16 protein-coding genes and 1 riboswitch are annotated in these 18,320 nt (G+C 45.1%); of the genes, 8 read left to right on the forward strand and 8 right to left on the reverse strand.

Going from position 1 to position 18,320, the window contains the following annotated elements; translation table 11 throughout:
* The first annotated feature begins 1 nt into the window (after position 1).
* The 4 genes from EL268_RS08325 (at position 2) to EL268_RS08340 (ending at position 4,443) form a co-directional block, all read left to right on the forward strand.
* Complete coding sequence (locus EL268_RS08325) at positions 2 to 757, forward strand: hypothetical protein (protein ID WP_106654411.1); 756 nt, start codon at positions 2 to 4, stop codon at positions 755 to 757.
* Between the two features lie 24 nt (positions 758 to 781).
* Positions 782 to 1,726, forward strand: coding sequence for a methyl-accepting chemotaxis protein (locus EL268_RS33665; RefSeq protein WP_106654412.1), 945 nt, complete (start codon positions 782 to 784; stop codon positions 1,724 to 1,726).
* A 176-nt stretch (positions 1,727 to 1,902) separates the two neighbouring features.
* Positions 1,903 to 1,988: riboswitch (cyclic di-GMP riboswitch) on the forward strand.
* Positions 1,989 to 2,073: 85 nt separating this feature from the next.
* Positions 2,074 to 3,531 carry a benzaldehyde dehydrogenase gene (locus EL268_RS08335; protein WP_106654413.1) on the forward strand — a complete coding sequence of 486 codons (1,458 nt, stop codon included), beginning with the start codon at positions 2,074 to 2,076 and terminating at the stop codon, positions 3,529 to 3,531.
* A gap of 30 nt (positions 3,532 to 3,561) precedes the next feature.
* Positions 3,562 to 4,443, forward strand: coding sequence for a methyl-accepting chemotaxis protein (locus EL268_RS08340; RefSeq protein ID WP_106654414.1), 882 nt, complete (start codon positions 3,562 to 3,564; stop codon positions 4,441 to 4,443).
* A gap of 62 nt (positions 4,444 to 4,505) precedes the next feature.
* Here the strand turns inward: EL268_RS08340 and EL268_RS08345 are convergent, their stop codons facing one another.
* Complete coding sequence (locus tag EL268_RS08345) at positions 4,506 to 6,179, reverse strand: M14 family metallopeptidase (protein WP_106654415.1); 1,674 nt, start codon at positions 6,177 to 6,179, stop codon at positions 4,506 to 4,508.
* 133 nt (positions 6,180 to 6,312) lie between these two features.
* Between EL268_RS08345 and EL268_RS08350 the strand changes: the two genes are divergently transcribed.
* Positions 6,313 to 7,731 (forward strand): hypothetical protein, encoded by a 1,419-nt coding sequence (locus EL268_RS08350; RefSeq protein ID WP_106654416.1) that lies wholly within the window; start codon positions 6,313 to 6,315, stop codon positions 7,729 to 7,731.
* Between the two features lie 732 nt (positions 7,732 to 8,463).
* On the opposite strand, the gene EL268_RS08360 is transcribed toward EL268_RS08350, so the two are convergent.
* From EL268_RS08360 to EL268_RS08380, 5 genes are all read right to left on the reverse strand, one after another.
* Positions 8,464 to 8,676, reverse strand: a complete 213-nt coding sequence (locus EL268_RS08360; protein ID WP_106654417.1) for a hypothetical protein — start codon at positions 8,674 to 8,676, stop codon at positions 8,464 to 8,466.
* Positions 8,673 to 9,851, reverse strand: coding sequence for a Ger(x)C family spore germination protein (locus EL268_RS08365; RefSeq protein WP_106654418.1), 1,179 nt, complete (start codon positions 9,849 to 9,851; stop codon positions 8,673 to 8,675). The genes EL268_RS08360 and EL268_RS08365 overlap by 4 nt, the downstream gene beginning before the upstream one ends.
* Positions 9,848 to 10,951, reverse strand: a complete 1,104-nt coding sequence (locus tag EL268_RS08370; RefSeq protein ID WP_106654419.1) for a GerAB/ArcD/ProY family transporter — start codon at positions 10,949 to 10,951, stop codon at positions 9,848 to 9,850. Before EL268_RS08370 ends, EL268_RS08365 begins: the two co-directional genes overlap by 4 nt.
* On the reverse strand, positions 10,948 to 12,501 hold the full coding sequence (locus EL268_RS08375) for a spore germination protein (protein ID WP_106654420.1): 1,554 nt from the start codon (positions 12,499 to 12,501) through the stop codon (positions 10,948 to 10,950). Before EL268_RS08375 ends, EL268_RS08370 begins: the two co-directional genes overlap by 4 nt.
* Before the next feature lie 250 nt (positions 12,502 to 12,751).
* Positions 12,752 to 13,975 (reverse strand): cytochrome P450, encoded by a 1,224-nt coding sequence (locus tag EL268_RS08380; RefSeq protein WP_106654421.1) that lies wholly within the window; start codon positions 13,973 to 13,975, stop codon positions 12,752 to 12,754.
* A gap of 301 nt (positions 13,976 to 14,276) precedes the next feature.
* Here EL268_RS08380 and EL268_RS08385 point away from each other — a divergent pair, with 301 nt between their 5' ends.
* Entirely contained in the window at positions 14,277 to 14,867 is a 591-nt protein-coding gene (locus EL268_RS08385; protein ID WP_106654422.1) for a TetR/AcrR family transcriptional regulator, read from the forward strand.
* Positions 14,868 to 15,091: 224 nt separating this feature from the next.
* Here the strand turns inward: EL268_RS08385 and EL268_RS08390 are convergent, their stop codons facing one another.
* Together EL268_RS08390 and EL268_RS08395 are read right to left on the reverse strand one after the other, a co-directional pair.
* Positions 15,092 to 15,772, reverse strand: coding sequence for a class I SAM-dependent methyltransferase (locus tag EL268_RS08390; protein ID WP_106654423.1), 681 nt, complete (start codon positions 15,770 to 15,772; stop codon positions 15,092 to 15,094).
* Between the two features lie 90 nt (positions 15,773 to 15,862).
* A complete protein-coding gene (locus EL268_RS08395; protein ID WP_056489675.1) occupies positions 15,863 to 16,267 on the reverse strand; it encodes an RrF2 family transcriptional regulator in 405 nt (134 codons plus the stop codon).
* A gap of 291 nt (positions 16,268 to 16,558) precedes the next feature.
* On the opposite strand from EL268_RS08395, the gene trxA reads away from it, so the two are divergent.
* Positions 16,559 to 16,879: a thioredoxin gene (gene trxA, locus EL268_RS08400; protein ID WP_106654424.1), complete on the forward strand. Its 321-nt coding sequence runs from the start codon at positions 16,559 to 16,561 to the stop codon at positions 16,877 to 16,879.
* A 222-nt stretch (positions 16,880 to 17,101) separates the two neighbouring features.
* Positions 17,102 to 18,193: a 4-hydroxyphenylpyruvate dioxygenase gene (gene hppD, locus EL268_RS08405; protein WP_106654425.1), complete on the forward strand. Its 1,092-nt coding sequence runs from the start codon at positions 17,102 to 17,104 to the stop codon at positions 18,191 to 18,193.
* Positions 18,194 to 18,320: the final 127 nt, after the last annotated feature.

Genomic DNA, 18,320 nt, shown 5'->3' on the forward strand with positions numbered 1-18,320 from the left:
TATGGAAGGATCCCGTGCAAAACGCTACCGCTCCCGGCGGAGGAATGACTCGGAAGTAAGCCGGTTTTGGATCATGGGGTTGCTGTTCTCACTGCTGGTGCTCGCTTTTGAATTCTTTATCGAAATACCCGCCGATGCAGATTGGCTGATCGATATGGAGATGGCTTTGTTTTCTGCCAGCTTTACGTTGCTTGCCTTTTATCTGCTCGGACTTACCTTTGCCTTTTCACGCCACCAAAAGGCAGGGAAGATCAATCACCAAATCATCATCTATGTATGGTTGGGTGCGATCTTGTTTCACTTGTTCCTGCTCATCAGCAATTTGTCCAATCAGCATGTGTACAAAGCAGGGATCATTCTATTTTTAGGACCATTGTTTTTAACTGTCTACCATTTTATCACGTACTTGGCAGCTTTGCGCGAGGAGCGTGAGGAGCAGGAGGCAGCTACGACAGCTACGCTCGAGCGTACGGCCTACCAGATGATTCTGGAGGGCGGACGTGTATACAGCGAGTTAAGTCGCCTGAAAACAGAATATCCAGAAGTGGAGCAAATGCTTCGTGCCAACGATTTTCACGATAAACTGGAGCGCTATGCTTTGGAAATGCAGCAGTATTTGCAGGCGAAGCATTTTGAGCGTAAAGACGTGGAGCTCTTGGAGGGTCACTATTATTTCTTGGAAAACTTGCTGAGCTTGGCGAAACAACATCCGGGAATAATCGAGTCCCGCGTATATAGCCGCCGAAGTGACAATTGATGGGTACAAAGGAGAGGGAAGCGGATGTTTTGGAAAAAAGACAAAGGCCTGGCAGAAAAAGAGACAGCAGCGACGACAGTGGCAACTCCCGCAACCACAATGGCAGGACAGCAAGACGCTTGGAAACATGAGCTTCGCGGTGTTTACGAACAGATGGGTGCGATCCTCACTTCGAACCAAGCGGTGAATGCCGAATCCGATCAAATGGTGAGATTAGTGGCGAGGATGAAGCGTGTCGTAGATAATATCCAGGCCATTAACGAGCGGGATGATGAATCTGCGAGCCAGTTGGCCGTTCGAGGAGAGCGCCTGACAAACATCTGTAAACAATCGGTAGCGCGTGCAGATGAAGGCAAGAAGGCGATGACGGACGTTGTGGAAGTCATGAGCCTGCTCGACAAAGAATCGGTCCATACGTCCAAGTCCATGAGCCGCTTGGAAGAGCGCTCTTCGGAAATTACGAGTATCGTCAAGGTAATCAGCGACATTGCCAATCAAACCAACCTTCTCGCTTTGAATGCAGCGATAGAAGCTGCCCGTGCGGGTGAACAAGGCCGAGGCTTTGCTGTCGTAGCGGATGAAGTACGGAAGCTAGCTGAGATGACAGCGAACTCGACCAAGACGATTGCAGAATTGATCGGCAAGATTCAGGAAGAAACAAAAGAAGCGTTGTCCAACAGTGAAAAAAGCAGCAGTGCAATCAAAAATGGACTTTCTATCAGCAAGGATGCTGCAGAGAAGACGGATCAGATCGTGAACGCTTTCCAGGCGCTGAACGTCGAAGTGTCAGGTGTGATGGAAATCATCGCGCAGCAAAAGCGATTTGCTGACGATGTGTCCCAGCAGGTAAATGATGCAAAAGGCTTGCTGGACGAGCTGAATGAAGGCTTGACCAAGCACGTGAGGGACTCCAACGCGGTAGAGCAAATGCTCGCGACGAGCGTAAAGGATGTCAAAAAGTTATTGTGATTATAAGGAAAAAGAATCAGGAGTCCGTATCCAAGCGATGCGGACTTTTTGGTATTTGCTCACGTTGTTTCATTGAAATTTTACATATTCCCGTTTGACTATTAGGAATAGAGTACTATAATCAAAGTAGTATTCTCCATATCTTTCCTTTTTTCGACAAAATCATATCGGCATTCGCTATGAATGGGCAAACCCATTGAAAAGTGGGGACGCAAAGCCACGGGCCTAATGTACACGTTACGATGGCAGCCGGGTTGCCGACTAGCAGTGTATTTTGCTGTTTTAGTTTTACGGCTCCTTTCATGCGAATGGAGCCTATTTACTTTACAAAAGGGAGAGGTTAAAGCATGTCAATCCTTCAAACACTGGACAAGCAGTACATCAATGGGGAGTGGCGCGACGGACTTGGCGCGAAGACATTGCAAGATATCAACCCTTACAACGGGGAAGTCATCGCAGAATTCAAAATGGCAAATCTGGAGGATATCGACGCGGCTTATCAGGCGGCAGCCAACGCGAAAAAAGAGTGGGATGAAGTGAATGCCTATACCAAATCCCGAATGTTGGAGCGTGCTGTTCACTATATCGAAGAGCATGAAGAGGAAATCATTCAGATCATCATTCGTGAATTGGGTGGAACCCGTCTGAAGGCGTTTTTTGAGATCGGGCTTGTGAAGGATATTATTCGCGAGGCGGCTACGTTCCCGGTACGCATGGAAGGAAAAATTCTTCCTTCTCCCGTAGACGGAAAAGAAAATCGTTTGTATCGGATTCCCGCAGGAGTTGTCGGCGTCATCAGTCCGTTTAACTTCCCGTTCTATTTGTCGATGAAGTCCGTAGCTCCAGCTCTTGGCGCGGGCAACGGTGTCGTCCTCAAACCACATGAGCACACGCCAATCACGGGTGGGACTCTCATCGCGAAAATTTTTGAAGAAGTAGGTCTGCCCAAAGGCTTGATCAACGTCGTGGTGACGGATATTGCAGAAATTGGCGATGGTTTTGTCTCCCACCCGATTCCGCGGATCCTTTCGTTTACAGGCTCTAGCCAAGTAGGTAGCCATATCGCGCAAGTGGCAGCGAAGCATTTCAAAAAGGCGATTTTGGAGCTGGGGGGCAATAGTGCACTGATCGTTTTGGAGGATGCGGATCTCCAGTATGCCGTCAATGCAGCGGTATTCAGCCGCTTTACTCACCAAGGTCAGATTTGCATGTCGGCTAACCGAGTACTGGTTCACCAAGATGTATACGATAAATTCCTCGATCTGTATGTGGAAAAAGTATCTGGACTCAAGGTAGGCGACCCAAATGATCCAGACACAGTAATCGGTCCGTTGATCAATCAACGGCAAGTCACTAACCTGATGGCTACGATCGATGAGGCGATACGCGAAGGAGCCGTTCCTGCACTGAAAGGGGAAGTAAAAGGCAACGTGGTCGAGCCGATCGTTTTGACAGGCGTGACCACAGACATGTCGATTGCCGGAAAAGAGCTGTTTGGTCCTGCTGTTTGCATCATGTCGTTTGCTTCCGAGGAAGAAGCGATTCGCATGGCGAACGAGACCCCATTTGGATTGTCCGGGGCGATTCATACGCGCGATCTGGAGAGAGGTGCCCAGATGGCCAAACGAATTGAGACCGGCATGATTCACATCAATGATGGGACGATCAATGACGAGCCAATTGTGGCGTTCGGCGGTGAAAAGCATTCCGGATTGGGACGTTTGAATGGTCAATGGAGCTTAGAAGAGTTTACTACGCTGAAATGGATTTCGGTTCAACATAAAAAGCGCCAATTTCCATACTAATGCCAGCAAAATATAGAGGTGAAGAGGGTCATGAACGGATACGAAGAATGGAACGAAACAGAAGCTTCCGAAAAGGGGAAAAACGCAGAACTGCTCGAGGCTTTCATCAAGGTTGCCCCTTATTTAAATGATTTGCTCACCGATGACATTACCATTGGGGTCTACGACACGGAAAAGCTATTGCGCAATGTGCCTGCCGAAACATTTGCGCTGCAAGTAAAGCCTGGTGATCCACTTCAGGAAGGAGATGTGATCACCAACGCGATTCGAAAAAACACCAAGCAGGCGATGATGGTCCCCAAGGAATTATTTGGTTTTCCTCTCGTCGCTCGGGCGATCCCCCTGCATGATCACACGGGAAAAGTCATCGGCGGTGTCGGCATTGGTTCGAGTATGGAGCGAGCCAATGAGCTGTATGAAATTGCCGCAAATCTCTCAAGTGTCGTCGAGCAGGTCAGTGCCACCACACAAGAGATGGCCGTGCAGATCGGGAATTTGAACGAGCAAATGAAGGCGATCTCAGAGCAAGCCAATGATGTGAGCCAAAGTACGACTGAGATCGAGCAAATTACACTCGCCGTGAAAAAAATCGCTGATCAAAGTAACATTTTGGGACTGAATGCGAGCATTGAGGCTGCGCGAGTAGGAGATGCAGGGCGTGGGTTCGCAGTCGTTGCGAATGAGGTTCGCAATATGGCGACGGATTCGCGGGCGAATGCAGACAAAATCAAGCACACCACGGATTCCATCCGGGATTTGATATCTCTCCTGCAAAATTCGATTGAATTGATCAATCAAACCATGGAGAGTCAGGCAGCTGCTACGGAGGAAATTTCTGCGACAATGGTCGAAGTCAGCGACAATACACAAAAGCTGGCAGGACTTGCCCAAGAAGTGTTTGAAATAAAGTAAGCCTATACATGTAACGAAAATCCCCTCTCAGGAGTCTAACTTTAGAGAGGGGATTTTTTCCTTTAGTTCTTTTGTGTGGTAGGTAGCGGTTGCTCCAGCATATAGCGATACACCGGGACTTCATCGCCCTTTTCAACGGGCAAGAAGTTAAACGTGACGTAGCTGTCTACTGATTCCGGTTCCAGGGCCAATGCAAGGAAGTTGGCGTTTGGCTGGGCCATGCTGAACACGTAGCTACCCGCAGGAAAGGTTTTCGTTGTTTCTGTTACATTTGCAGTCACTTGATTGGTGAAATGCCCATTCTCGTAAATCGTATTCACCTTGTTTTCCAAAATGGTGTAACTCTCTACCGCTATGGTCGTTTCTTTTGATAGCTTGCTTACCGAAACACCGAGCAGTTCCAGCTTGGCTGCAACGTCATGGTAGCCAGGAGGCATGAGATAAGCAGTGGGGCGCTCGCGTTCGAGTACGGGATAGGCACCGGTGGAGCTTACCCAGACGATGGGGGTAGACACTTTTTTTGCCGTGGCTAGATCGACCACTTCGAGAGATTGACCCGGTACTCGCTTATTCTCACTCAAGATGACGAGTTTGTCGTTGTCGTTTGCTTTTTTGCCTTTTTCCGTGATTTCTGCGCGTGCCTGGGTTACGGCGGACTTGATTGCTTTGGCGTTGGCTGCTGTTGATTGGATGACAGCAGCGTGAGTCATGGCCTGACTGTATACACGTCGTTCAAAATCGGCGCGTCCAATGCCGATGCCGCGTGTTTCCACCAAAAACGTCAACGTGTTTTTCAGTCCCAAGGCATTGCGTCCGATTCTTGTCTCTGTGCTGCCTTCTGTTGCGGTCACTTTTCCGTCCTTGCCTTTTGCCAGCGTATAGTAAGCGTGATGAGAAAGTTGCTCCTTGTCGAGTGCTTTTTGAATGTCAGCCAAGAGCAGATTGTCTGACATTTTGCGCAGGTTGGCGGGGATATTCAAGTTTTTCGCAGAGGAGATCAGAACATCATAGGAAGAGATCGCGCCTTTTTTTCCAACATCGCGAAGCTGGCTGGAAGAGACGCCGTATTCGTGGGCGTCAAGCACCACATCAGGTTGATAGGCATTGATGGCTTGGTGAACCGCTTGCACCTCAAGATATTCTACCTTCATGTAGTCGCGGTTGGCATCCAGCTCTGTCGCGATGTAGCGTTTGAACTGGTAGGAGCCATCCGGGTTGATGCGAGGAACAATCGCAACGTTTACTTTATCCAGGAGGTCGGCGCCAAGTTTTCCTTCTGCCAGCCATTTGGCGATCACAAGCGCAGATTCACCAGAGGCGGGTTCATTTCCGTGGATTTGTGCCTGTAGCCAGATGAGTGGTTTCTCCTTGCTTTGTTTAAGCTTGCTGTGGTCTTTGCTGAACAGAAGCAGAGGGATGTCGCGACCTTCCAATGATGTACCGATGGATAGCAGCTGGATCTCCTTGTTGCGTGTAGCCAATTTGCTTATGTAAGCCATCATTTCTTCCTGGGATGTAAAAGCTTCTTTTCCTTCTTGGAAGCCGGGTGTCCCAAACTGGATAGTTGGCTTGGGAAACAAGCTCTCAATCTGTGCAGGCTGTACATAGGTTGGTCCTATTCCGTAATAAGGAATGTGGGGTTGTGGTTCAGCTTGGGTGGCATGGATGATTGAGGGGCTGGTGAACAGAGATATTACGAGTGCTGTAGAAACAACGTAGCGTACTTTCTTGTCCATAAATTCCCTCCTGCGAAATAAAAGTAGACACCTATGGTTAATTTATCAGATTATTATAAAAATAATAATCGCTACGAAATATTCATTTTAAAGTAGGACTTTCGGTTCTCCTTTAATAGAATAGGGGGATGACATGGTCAGAAAAATCAGCAGAATGCTCCTTTTGATGACGGCCATCGCCGTGAGCAGTTTCTTTCCGAGCCATATTTCTGCAAACGAATGGAAAAAACCAACAGAAACAGAGACTGTTGACCACCTGAATGGGGCGATTCACCAAAAACAAGAATTTCGATTCCCAGATGGTGTCACGTATTGGGCCCATAAAATGACAGGTCAGCGCAATATGATGCCCTCCGTTTTCAGCATCCCGATACAGGGCAACAGTCAGAACATGATGTTCCGCTATCGAGCCTATGATGAGTCGAAGAAACCGTATTGGAAGGTTGTCACGCTTGATCAAGTCCAGACCCTTCCGCTTGCCTCTGGTTTTGTTGAGACAGAGGGCAGGTATATTTGGTTAGGCAAGCCCATTACCTACGTGGATAAAGGCAGAGCCACGATTGAAGAAAAGCCGGCATTGGCGTTGCCAGTCGAAGTAAAACAGACGGCTTCTGGTGTCGAGCTTGTGATCAAGCTGCCGATAAAGGCAGGCTTTATCAGCGAAATGTGGGCGCTCGATTCGAGAGATCCCCTCGTTCCTTGGGGAGAGCAAGCGATTGACAGCGTCTGGATTAACTTGGACGTTACGGAAAAGGCAAAATGGCTGTACGATGGGTATTACTATCAAAGCCCTTCCACGTACGAGCCGACTTCGGAGTCTTCCTTTTGGCGGATTCCCGAAAATTATGTCCTTCGCTCCTTTTTATATACAGGTGGAAGCAAAGCTGCCCGGGATATGGGCTATGTGATGCTGAAAGCGAGCCTGAAGCAGCAGGAGCCTGAGGGGTACTGGAAGACACAGCCGCGCTCTTTGTGGTTAAGTGGCGATTACGGGATACCAGAGGGCTTTTACGATACGAGATTCAACACAGGAGCGGCTGACCTGATGCTCCGGGGCTGTGATCAGTATCAAGAAAAGGACTTTTGTCAATCTGCCAAAAAATATGCCTCTTACTTTCACAATCACGCAGCCATGAACCATTTTGTCATCGCTGGTGTACAGCAAGGGTGGCTGGTTTCCGACTACGCGACAGCAACGAATCCGATGATTCAGACACATGTTTCTTTGAATCATCAGTTGGCGGAAATCAATTTTCTCTACAAAAGCTACCTGCAATTCGGGGACCGGACTGACAAAGATTTAGCGGATAGTATGCTCTACGGTGTCGTTAATCTCGGAGCGCAGTGGATACTCGGAAATGGCGATTTGCATTACGCTTATTTTCCAGACGGGACATTCGGCAGGCCGGACTATCCTTTCTTGACCTACAATGACTTGATCGAAACGCAGCGCTTGTACCGTCAGCTGCACGGGATGGATGAGATGACGCTTGCCATGTTGATTGACAGTAAATTGATGTGGATGCAGTTGAATAATGTTCAGTATCGGTAAGAAAAAAGGCTGAATGGATATGGAATGAGACCCGTATGTTAATGGTGATCGAGTTGTGAAAAGAACCCAGCCGTTTCCCTGTAAGCTTCAGGGAAGCGGCTTCTTAATCATGTGTTGCGCTTTTCAAAGGAGAGTAGTCTTCTCGTTTTTTTCAAATACGTTGATGCTCCCAATACAACGTCCCATTCTTTCGTACCACAAGCAGTGCATCGATACCGTTGACGCTTTACCGGTATCTCAATGACTTCATTATTGATGAGATCTTTGTATATTTGGTGTTTATTATCAGATTTGTGAAAGTTCCCATTCCCACAATGAAAGCAAATGATAGGGGCAACAATTGTAAAATTGCATTCGTTGATAATGATTCTCACCTTCCGGGATGTGTGTCGCACAAAGTTGTAGTAGAAGTAGTGAAAAAGAATAAAGAATAAAGAAATTTATATTAGCACGACCATTTTAACAACGAAATATTGGTTAGTAAACTGCCCAGTTATGGAATAGCAAAGCCTAGACTAGCGGGACACTGTTCGATGTGATTGATCATAAAAAATTGCCGGTTTTCCCTCTCATAGGTGTGACCGGCATACTTAACTAAAGTTGAGAGCATTCTGATCTATTTCCGCAAAGCAAACAAGGTCAAAAAGCTGACAGCCTCTCGCAGCTCTACGCTTAAGCGGCCTGCGATGTTATTTGTTAGTCCCTCTTTGGACTACTGCAGTTACTACTCGATTATTCCACTCCAAACAACGTTTGAGCGATCCAATCGATTGCATTTTGAGGGAGAGGAAATTCTATTTCCATAAATGTTAACACCGCAACAAAAAGATTGATGGCTGTGAACAATCCATAGATTACAAGTTCCTTTCTCATTGATTTATGAATAAGTGTTGAAAGCTCCTTCATGCTGATTATAGTAAGAAAAACAACTGCTGCTAAGATCATTGTTTATCCTTCATTTTTTGGCGTTGGATTAATGCGGTTCCTGTAATCTTGGTTTTTACGTCAACATGTACCTCTAAAGTGGGAAACACTCGATCCCAGTACTCTTTTAGATTTTTCCACTCTTTCGGATAGGCTCGGTGTATGACCTCTCCAAATCCGAACACATCTGCCTGTAAATCTTTTTGTGTCTTCTCCAGAGCGGCCTTTACCTCCGCTTCAATTTTTTCTTTTTTTAATTTTTCCAGTTCTACTAAACTGGATGGATCAATTTCATCCTTCACACAGGCGCTTTCTGCGAGATTTCCGCTTTCCTTGATGCTAACGCGAATCACAAATTTCCCTTGATTCTTTTCTGCTTTGATTTCAGAGTCGGCTTGAAACGTTTCAAAAGAAAGTTTCTCTTTTACTGTTTTACCTTCTGTATTCGGACATTTGGTAACAATGATCCCACTTTTTACCTCTCCTTTTATCCAAAGAAATCCACGTGTTTCTATCGGAGAAAGCTGGCCTGCGAGCTTATCTTTTTTAAATACGGCTGAACCTGATACATAAAAGCCTTGTTTACTGCCTTGATCTTGAACCAGGCGCACGATTGGCAAAAGAGCGCTGGCGGAACCATGGTAGACTCGCAAAAAATCATTTAAATTCACTTTTATAGAAGTGGACGTAGCCTTATACCCTTCCAGAAGATTGTTAATAGATAGGGCCGGGATGATATCTGTTACTACATTTGTCTTGAGGAGGTCAACTGTTCGATGGGGAGTGACAGCAAGCAAAAAGTCCCTTCTTTCCTCAACATCCCGACCGAAATATTCCAGATAGGGACGAATTCCACGTTGTGCCGCTTCCTCATTAATAATGAGAACTTTGGTATGAGACCAAAACAGTCTTTTAGGAGAAGTATGGGTTGTCTTGCGAATAGCATCAAATAGGGTTTCTCCTGTTGAGGTGTAGGTGAAAAAGGTAGGGACATTCTTTCCTTCTTTGGATAATGCCGGGACATTCGCGGCTTGTACGGTTAGCAGATATCCTTGTTTGGACGAGTCAATTCCTGCCGCCAGTACAAAACCCAGGTCTTCAATCTCCCTGCGATTCCAACAGCCCGTTGCAAGGAAACTCAAACACAGGATGAGAATCATGACAAGAATATTGCGGAACCGTTTGTGATGCATCATGATCGCTTCCTTTTCAGAAAAATGGTTGCGATGAGGAGCAGCATGGGGAGAATCGTACTAATTGTCAATGCATAAACTCCCCAATACGTCGGCGATAGAAAGTGCTTAATGTCAGATATGCTGTCAAATGAAACATAGCTCAGGATCAGTGAAAGCACGCTCATAGGAATAATCAAAAATTTGTAAGATCTAAGGTGGAGCCACTGCCCCATGCCAATGACCCCCGCGTATAAATATATGCACATTTTCGTTAAAAGCAGGCTAATCCAAACTGCGACCATCATTGCTTCTATTCTTTCAAAAAAATTGGCAACTGATATCATGCGCACCAGTGAAAAAAAGGGCAATGTTAAATGAAGGGCTTCATCAGAGCCAAACACTCCGATTACAGCGATACTAATCAGGAGAAGAACTATAGTGTTAATCAGCACGGCAAACAGGCTGGATTTTAGGACATGTTCTTTATCCGAAACATAAGGATAGAGCATGAGGATTAAGATAATCTCGCCATGCCACGCCAACGGAACGACACTCCCCATTATCACAGGCATCCAACCATCTTCCAGCATGGGTAAAATGGCTTCTGTATGGATATCCTTTCTTACCAATATCAGAATCAACAGGATTGAGGCCAACGAAATGGGAAGCGTAATTGTATTTGAGCGCGTGATTGCTTCCAATCCTCTGTATACGGAAAAAATGACCGCAACGATAACAAAAACGATAAAAAATGAGACAGGTGTCTCAGGCATAAGCGCAGTATTCAAAATTTCTGCGAACTGCCTTACGGTGATGATCGTCACATGGAGGAAAAACCATAGAAAGATGACAACCAATAAACTTCCAAGCCATTTTCCTAAGAGAGAAATACAAAGCTGCACTAATGTCCGGTTTGGATGGAAGCGAGCTAATGACACTACCATCCAGGTGAGCAATAATCCTATTAATCCGCTGAGAATGGCGGACATCCATGCGTCTTTGGCATTGCTGTGGGTCCCAATCGCCGGTAGAAATATAGTCATAACTGCCACCCGGCTGGATACGATGAGAAGCATAAGTTGCTTTGAAGTGATTTTCGGTGCATAACGGTTTGTGCTCATCTGGTGTCCTCTGCGTCAAATTCACTGATGCCTTGTCCTGTATTCTTTCCAAATGAATGTATTCCTTTGGCTAACTTTCTCCACGAAGCCCGAAACAAACTATCCTTCATATCCTGTGCAACAAAAGGAGCAAGTGGAGAGAGATAAGGTACGCCAAATGACTTCAAGGAAGCCAAATAGGTTAAAAGAGTAAGAAGCGCAACGGTAATTCCGGGAATCCCTGCGATAGAGGCCAAGAGCATCAAGGGAAAACGCAGAAGACGCGCAGTCATGCCGAGACTAAACTGCGGAATAGCGAAGGATGAAATTCCAGTCAGGGCTACGACAATCACCATGATGGGTGACACAATCCCGGCTTGAACGGCAGCTTCCCCAATGATTAAAGCACCGACAATACTTACTGCTTGACCTGCGACTTTCGGAAGTCGAATTCCCGCTTCCCGCAGGATTTCAAAGGATAATTCCATAGCTAGCGCTTCTACAATAGCCGGAAAAGGAACCCCGGATCTGTCTCCTGCGATGCGGAGAGCTAACGGCGTTGGAATCATTTCTTGATGCATGGTAATCAGGGCGATATAGAAAGAGGGAATGGTTAACGCAAATACAAAGGCGACAAAACGTATCCAGCGCAAAAAAGAACTGAAATAGTGGTTAATGTAGTAGTCGCCGCTCGACGTAAAAAACTGTAGAAATACGGTAGGAACAATCAATACCCAAGGCGAGCCGTTGATAATAATGGCTGCACGCCCTTCCAGCAACATCGCAGCAACCCTGTCTGGCCGTTCCGTGTGGTCGATTTGTGCAAAAAGAGAAGCAGGATGATCCTCAATCCATTCCTCAACGTATAAGCTTTCCAGCAAACCGTCTACTTCGATCTTGTCCATCCTTTGTTTAATTTCAACGATTAAGGAAGGATCGGCAATGCCGTGCACATAGGCTATACATACATCCGTATGGGTCACATTACCAAGCTTAAAGCTGAGAAACCGTAGATTTTGATTGTTAATTTTACGCCTGACCATGGACATATTGGTTTGCATATTTTCTACAAATGATTCCCTTGGTCCTCGAACCTCGTGTTCAACATTCGGATCAGAAATAGACCTTTCTTCGGCTCCACTTGTACTGATCTCAATAGCTGTTGAGTATCCTTCCATAAAAAGTAACGTGTTTCCGTGAAGAAGTGCCACAGTCAGTTCCTGTGTGCTGCTGATTTTGGTCACATTACCAACTGGAAGTAATCGCTGGGTAAGTTCGTCGAGGAGATCCGCATGTGGCGTGAATGAATCTTCTTTTCTTATACGAAGGGCAGCTTCCATTACTTGATTGTTGATTGTGTCCGTATTTACGAGCGTACGTATAAATACAATAGCGGCAGGCGTATTTGTAACACCTAGAATAAACTCACGGAAAACAATATCGGGACTTTCGCCGAATGCGGTCTTCATAAATGCTAAGAGATCTTTAACCGATGACGGGATCGGGGATGAAACGGATTCTGGTTTATTTGCAATGCGGATTTTCCGCTTTCTAAAATAGTGAAAACTCATCTTGCTAACTCACCTCGCCATCACCCTTTATGTATATCTTTTCCTACGTAATGGGTGACTCATGCATGATCAGATATAAACTGCAGAAAGGAGCAACGTGTTTTTCCCGGGCACGAACGGGACAAGCTGGTACTTGATATTTAAAAGAAAAGAATGGTCCAATCCAGAGAAATCGATTGGGCCATTCTTTTCTTCTTACTCCAAAGGAAGCGAACAGATTTCTCTCTGACGATGGATCTGCCGTCTGTACCTAAGATTTTTTTGCGTGCAAAGGGAAAGAAACTAATCCGTATACGGAATTACTATTTTGGATCGGAATAGGTCTATTGTTTTCAAGGAATGAAAATTCATCATATGTGTTAAAGAGTTCTGTCAGCACAATTTTTGCTTCTAATCTGGCTAAAGGGGCACCTAAACAAAAATGTATGCCCTGTCCAAATGCAAGATGAGAATTTGGCTTACGATGTATGTTAAAGCTGTCTGCATCTTTGAACTGATCAGAATCACGATTGGCTGACCCGATCCATGCGGAAATCACTTGATCCACTTGCAATGCTTTTCCTTTCAGATGAATCTCTTTATTTACTCTTCGAAGAAGTTGTTGAACGGGCGAGCGATACCGTAATACTTCTTCAATGGCGTTTGGAATAAGGGATAGATCGTTTTTTATTTGCTGATAGGAATCCGGATGCTCTATGAAACTGTATAGTGCATTTCCAAGTAGATTGGTTGTTGTTTCATGTCCGGCTACGAGTAATAGTTTGCAAAATGGAGCAATATCCTCACCTGAAATCTTTCCTTCCTCCTCGTTTTGGACTAACAAAGAAATGATATCCTCTGAATCTTTTTTTGATTGCTCTCGTTTTGTTTGTATGATTTCTTCAAAGAAATCACTAATCTCTTTCTCAGCTTGTGAACGTGTATGAAAAAAATCGGTAAGGTAATCTGGGTCATCATGAGTAGGAGAACTTACGAGAATATCCGACCATCTTTTGAATTTTTCCATATCCTTAGGAGAAACACCTAACATTTCAGCAATAACGATAACAGGCAAAGGATAAAAGAGTTCACCGACGATATCGAATGTCTCACGATTTGATAAACGAGCAAGAAGGTCGGTTGTGATTTGATGAATCCTTGGTTCCCAATTTTTCAATACTTTAGGAGTAAAAGAACGATTTACAATAGAACGAATTTGGGTATGTTTAGGTGGGTCCATACGGATAATACTTCCTTGAAAAGGGGATTTTTTCGCGGGCATAACGCTAGAGAAATATTCTTTATCTTCTAATACTCGTTTTACATCTTCATAAGAAAAAACATTCCACATATCTGCTTGAGAATTAAAAGAGACAGGATTGTTTTTTCTCATATCTTCATACCATGAAAACGGATTATATGAATTTTTTTGAGCCTCCTTTCCTTTTAACGCACTGGTTGTAATCATAATCAATGACTGATGAGATTTGTTCATATACAACGTTCTCCTCTCAAATCAAGATTATAGAATATAATTCACCGAATTGTATTCGGTATAAATGAAACGATACACATTATTTGGAAATATGTCAATTATGTATGTAAATACCAACTTATACTTGACCCCTTTGTGGCATAACACTCATGCCTTTGCGAAATGAAATCGCCCGATGCTTATCACCTGTGTCTAGACTGGTGCAAACATCGGGCTGGAGGAATAAGAGATAACCTCAGCGTTCTCTTAAGAAATTTGATTTGATATTGTATAGGTATAAGAGGATAAGGAGGACCCTGCAATGTGTACCACAAAAAAGTCAACAAAGCGTCAAGTGCAAGCTCTTCAAACGAAAAGGAAGATATACGATGTATTGTGTGGGTTAATGAAAGAAAAAAACTTTGAAAATATTACGATTGAAGAGATCTGTAGAACATCCGGTATATCAGTGGGAACCTTTTATCACTACTTTTCGTCGAAAGAAGACATTCATCAAAAGTTATTTAAACAAATGGAAGAGGCTTTGTATCAAGATTTAACCAATATGGAGCCAGAGGAAAACGTGTACAAAGCAATTCTGAAATTTTTTGGATATACTGCTCAATATACAATGAAATTAGAATTGCACATTCATTATTTGAATCATTTCAATAACAAAATTTTTTCTAATCGACCTTCACTTATTTATGAGCAATTACACCTTATTATTTCAAAGGGACAAAAGGAAAAAGAAATAACGAATGATATGAATGCAGATGAAATAACAGATTACCTATTTATAATTGCTAGGGGAATTGTATTGGATTGGTGTATTCAGAATGGGCAATACTCATTAGAAAGTAAGATGCATACTTATATGAAGCTAATTATGAAATCACTTCAAATGAAATGATTGTAGGGCATCAGGCGAAGCAAACCCTCGACGCGTGAGTATTATCCCCTCCAAGTTCACAGTAAGGGGTCTTGTCTCTAGAGGAAATAATATCACACTTCAAGGTCTTTTCTTTTCCTCAGGTTTACACTCTTAAAAATTGCAAAGTAGCGTCATGGTTGATTCAGCATCGGACAGGGGGGGCACGGATTGGCTTTTAACGAATCCGACAGCCTCTTTTTTATCTATTTCCGCAAAGCAAACAAGGTCAAAAAGCTGACAGCCTCTCGCAGCTCTACGCTTAAGCGGCCAGCGATATCTGGCGTAATTCCTTCTTTGTAAACGGGCTCTTCTCCCAGAAGCGTGAAACCATTTTCGCTCGCCAACTGTTTGGCTTCCCAGGGCATCATCGTGTTTTGGATCGTCGTCTCTTCATACAGTCTGCGATAGCTATGAGCGCGTGGGCCAGCTGTAGGACCGAGGATACCCAAGACGAGAATTCCTCCGGGAGCGAGCACGCGGTGAAGCTCCAAGAGTGCCTTGAGCGGAGACGGCGTGAATTCCACTACGTTAATCGAGAGCACACCGGAGAATGAATCATTGGCAAAAGGAAGGTTGCTGATGTCTCCTGTCTGAAAATGAACAGAGCCTGGGAAGGAAATGACCCGGTCATGAGCGAGGCGAATCATTTCCCCGGCAATGTCGATGCCTTTCACCTGATAGCCATGTTCTGAAAGCTTGCAACTGGCATAGCCGTCACCACATCCTGCATCGAGAACAGGTCCCGATCCGACAGGTACATGCTTCATAAAAAAGGGGAGGATGGTGCTGCGGCTGCCTTTTTCCCACATGTGCTCACTTCTTTTTCGCCAGTCTTCTGCAAATTGATCCCACTGCTTGGCGGCTTGTTCTGTCCATTGGCTCATCTTTGTTCACGCCTTTCTCATCGATTGAACAATACCGTTATGAAGAAAAACTCCGGTCGTGGTGGCCGGAGCTTTTCAAGGTAAGTTGTTTTACGTCAAACGGTTGGGGATATGTGCGACCAAGTCAGCAATTTTTTTATTCTTCAGTGTTTGCATCATTTGCTGCTCGGCGTCAGCCACAACCTGTTGAATCAGACAGGCACTATCGTGATGGAAGCTGCATTCAAACAAGGAGGTTGTCCCTTCAATGGCTTGGATAACATCCAGAAACGAGATATCATCCTGGTTGCGTTTGAGCTTGTATCCGCCATTTGCGCCAGAGACCGAGTGGATCAACCCAGCTTTGACCAGTTTGGTCAGCATTTTGGACAGGTACGTTTGTGAAACGCCTAGCTTCTCTGCCAAAAGCTGAACACTCACGGGTTTATCAGGCGCTTCTGCCACCAGATAGAGCATCGCATGGAGGGCATAGTCTGTTGCCTGTGAATACTTCATTAAGACACCTCAATCATGGACTTAATACATCCATCATAAAGTGAATCGGAAGCATGAGCAAGGGGAAGAGTGGTTCGTGCTGTCATTTGCACTTTCGATGCCCATTTTAGGATGGTGCAGCTTGACACAAAAAATCATTAAGAGATATTATGGATACGATAAGTCTGTGAATAGGTTATTTGAAATGATCCAAGTACCGCGAGTTATTTTTTTGTTGCAATTGAGGATATTGCGGGTCTGTAATGGTCGTTTCAATTAACTATTCAACATAAAAAGGGGAGGAAAGTACAAATGAGCATTTGCCACACGACAGATACTACGTTTCAACATGATGTAAAAAGCGAGGGCTATACTCTCGTCAATTTTTGGGCGCCTTGGTGCGGACCATGCCGCTTTTTTGGGCCGATACTCGAATCGTTTGATGGGGAGCATAGCAGCGAAGTGAGAGTCCTAAAGATCAATGTCGATGAACAAACGGAGATTGCCAATCAGTATGGCATTATGAGTTTGCCAACGACCATTTTGCTCAAAAACGGGGAATTAATCGACAAAGTCGTAGGAGCGGCCCCGCTAGCGGAACTGAAACGATTTGTTTTCCAGAATAGGAAGTAGGAAAACGCAGCGAAAGCCATCGGTCAGCTTGATCGGTGGCTTTTTTGGTATCCAGTTGTTACTCGTATGCGTACTTTAATAAATGAAAGCGTTTGAGCGTTTTCGCGTTGTTCCGTGTTCTTGCACGAGGAAGCGCTTCCAATGTACTCTCAAGGTAACGACAAAATAATCCCAATTCACAAAATAATGTCAATAATTAAAAGGAAAGCGGAGGGATAGGCAATGAGCAATACCGATTTTTTCCCGATCCAGGACTGGGACTACTTGGAGTTTTATACAGGGAACGCCAAGCAAGCCATGCACTATTTCACAAATGCGTTTGGATTTGAAGCAGTAGCCTATGCGGGCTTGGAGACAGGTTCTCGGGAAAAGGTTTCCTACGTCTTGAAGCAGAAGCATATGACGTTCGTGATCAGTGGGGCGCTTACGCCTGACAGCCCGATCGCAGAATTTGTGAAAAAGCATGGGGACGGAGTCAAAGACGTTGCCTTGCGTGTAGAGGATTGTGAGCAGGCTTACCGGGAGGCCGTTTCTCGCGGAGCCATTCCGATCATGGAACCGACTGAGTATACCGATGAATTCGGGACGGTCAAAAAAGCGATTATCGGTACGTACGGCGAAAACATCCACTCTTTTATCGAACGAAAAAATTACAACGGACCATTCTTCCCAGGCTATAAAGCTTACCAATCTCCAGTCAAAGGTGAGGGTACAGGGATCATCGGCATCGACCATATCGTCGGTAACGTTGAGGTCATGGATGAGTGGGTAGAATACTATCAAAAGGTCATGGGCTTTACAGCCGTACAAAATTTCAGTGAGGACGACATCTCGACGGAGTATTCAGCGCTCATGTCCAAAGTGATGCAAAGTGGAACAGGACGCATCAAATTCCCGATTAATGAACCGGCAGAAGGACGCCGCAAGTCGCAGATTCAGGAGTTTTTGGAGTTCTACAAAGGGCCAGGCGTACAGCATATTGCGATCCTGACCAACGATATCATCGACACGGTATCGAAGCTGCGTAATAACGGTGTAGATTTCCTCATGGTGCCAGATGCGTACTACGAAGATCTGAAAGAGCGTGTAGGAGAAATTGACGAAGACATCGAGGCGCTGAGAAAGCTGGGTGTCTTGGTCGACAGAGACGACGAAGGCTATCTCTTGCAGCTGTTCAGCAAACCGATTGTGGACCGTCCGACGCTGTTCATCGAGATTATCCAGCGCAAAGGAGCGCGTGGTTTCGGCAACGGCAACTTCAAGGCACTGTTCGAGGCGCTGGAGCGCGAGCAGGAGCGCAGAGGTAATCTGTAGTTCATTGAGGTAACGTGCAAGACAAGACCATCTCAGGCTGAAAACGCTGTAGGGATGGTCTTTTTCTATTTTGCGAAGCAGAAAAAATAAAATCTCATGAACCATTTCACCGCCTCTATCATCTATA

The organism is Brevibacillus brevis (assembly GCF_900637055.1).
GTDB classification, from domain to species: Bacteria; Bacillota; Bacilli; order Brevibacillales; family Brevibacillaceae; genus Brevibacillus; species Brevibacillus brevis.

Bases quoted from the DNA above. Each gene is read 5' to 3' on its own strand.
- EL268_RS08325 (WP_106654411.1), top strand. From the start codon at position 2: ATGGAAGGATCCCGTGCAAAACGCTACCGCTCCCGGCGGAGGAATGAC.
- EL268_RS33665 (WP_106654412.1), top strand. From the start codon at position 782: ATGTTTTGGAAAAAAGACAAAGGCCTGGCAGAAAAAGAGACAGCAGCG.
- EL268_RS08335 (WP_106654413.1), top strand. From the start codon at position 2,074: ATGTCAATCCTTCAAACACTGGACAAGCAGTACATCAATGGGGAGTGG.
- EL268_RS08340 (WP_106654414.1), top strand. From the start codon at position 3,562: ATGAACGGATACGAAGAATGGAACGAAACAGAAGCTTCCGAAAAGGGG.
- EL268_RS08345 (WP_106654415.1), bottom strand. From the start codon at position 6,179: ATGGACAAGAAAGTACGCTACGTTGTTTCTACAGCACTCGTAATATCT.
- EL268_RS08350 (WP_106654416.1), top strand. From the start codon at position 6,313: ATGGTCAGAAAAATCAGCAGAATGCTCCTTTTGATGACGGCCATCGCC.
- EL268_RS08360 (WP_106654417.1), bottom strand. From the start codon at position 8,676: ATGATCTTAGCAGCAGTTGTTTTTCTTACTATAATCAGCATGAAGGAG.
- EL268_RS08365 (WP_106654418.1), bottom strand. From the start codon at position 9,851: ATGATGCATCACAAACGGTTCCGCAATATTCTTGTCATGATTCTCATC.
- EL268_RS08370 (WP_106654419.1), bottom strand. From the start codon at position 10,951: ATGAGCACAAACCGTTATGCACCGAAAATCACTTCAAAGCAACTTATG.
- EL268_RS08375 (WP_106654420.1), bottom strand. From the start codon at position 12,501: ATGAGTTTTCACTATTTTAGAAAGCGGAAAATCCGCATTGCAAATAAA.
- EL268_RS08380 (WP_106654421.1), bottom strand. From the start codon at position 13,975: ATGAACAAATCTCATCAGTCATTGATTATGATTACAACCAGTGCGTTA.
- EL268_RS08385 (WP_106654422.1), top strand. From the start codon at position 14,277: ATGTGTACCACAAAAAAGTCAACAAAGCGTCAAGTGCAAGCTCTTCAA.
- EL268_RS08390 (WP_106654423.1), bottom strand. From the start codon at position 15,772: ATGAGCCAATGGACAGAACAAGCCGCCAAGCAGTGGGATCAATTTGCA.
- EL268_RS08395 (WP_056489675.1), bottom strand. From the start codon at position 16,267: ATGAAGTATTCACAGGCAACAGACTATGCCCTCCATGCGATGCTCTAT.
- trxA (WP_106654424.1), top strand. From the start codon at position 16,559: ATGAGCATTTGCCACACGACAGATACTACGTTTCAACATGATGTAAAA.
- hppD (WP_106654425.1), top strand. From the start codon at position 17,102: ATGAGCAATACCGATTTTTTCCCGATCCAGGACTGGGACTACTTGGAG.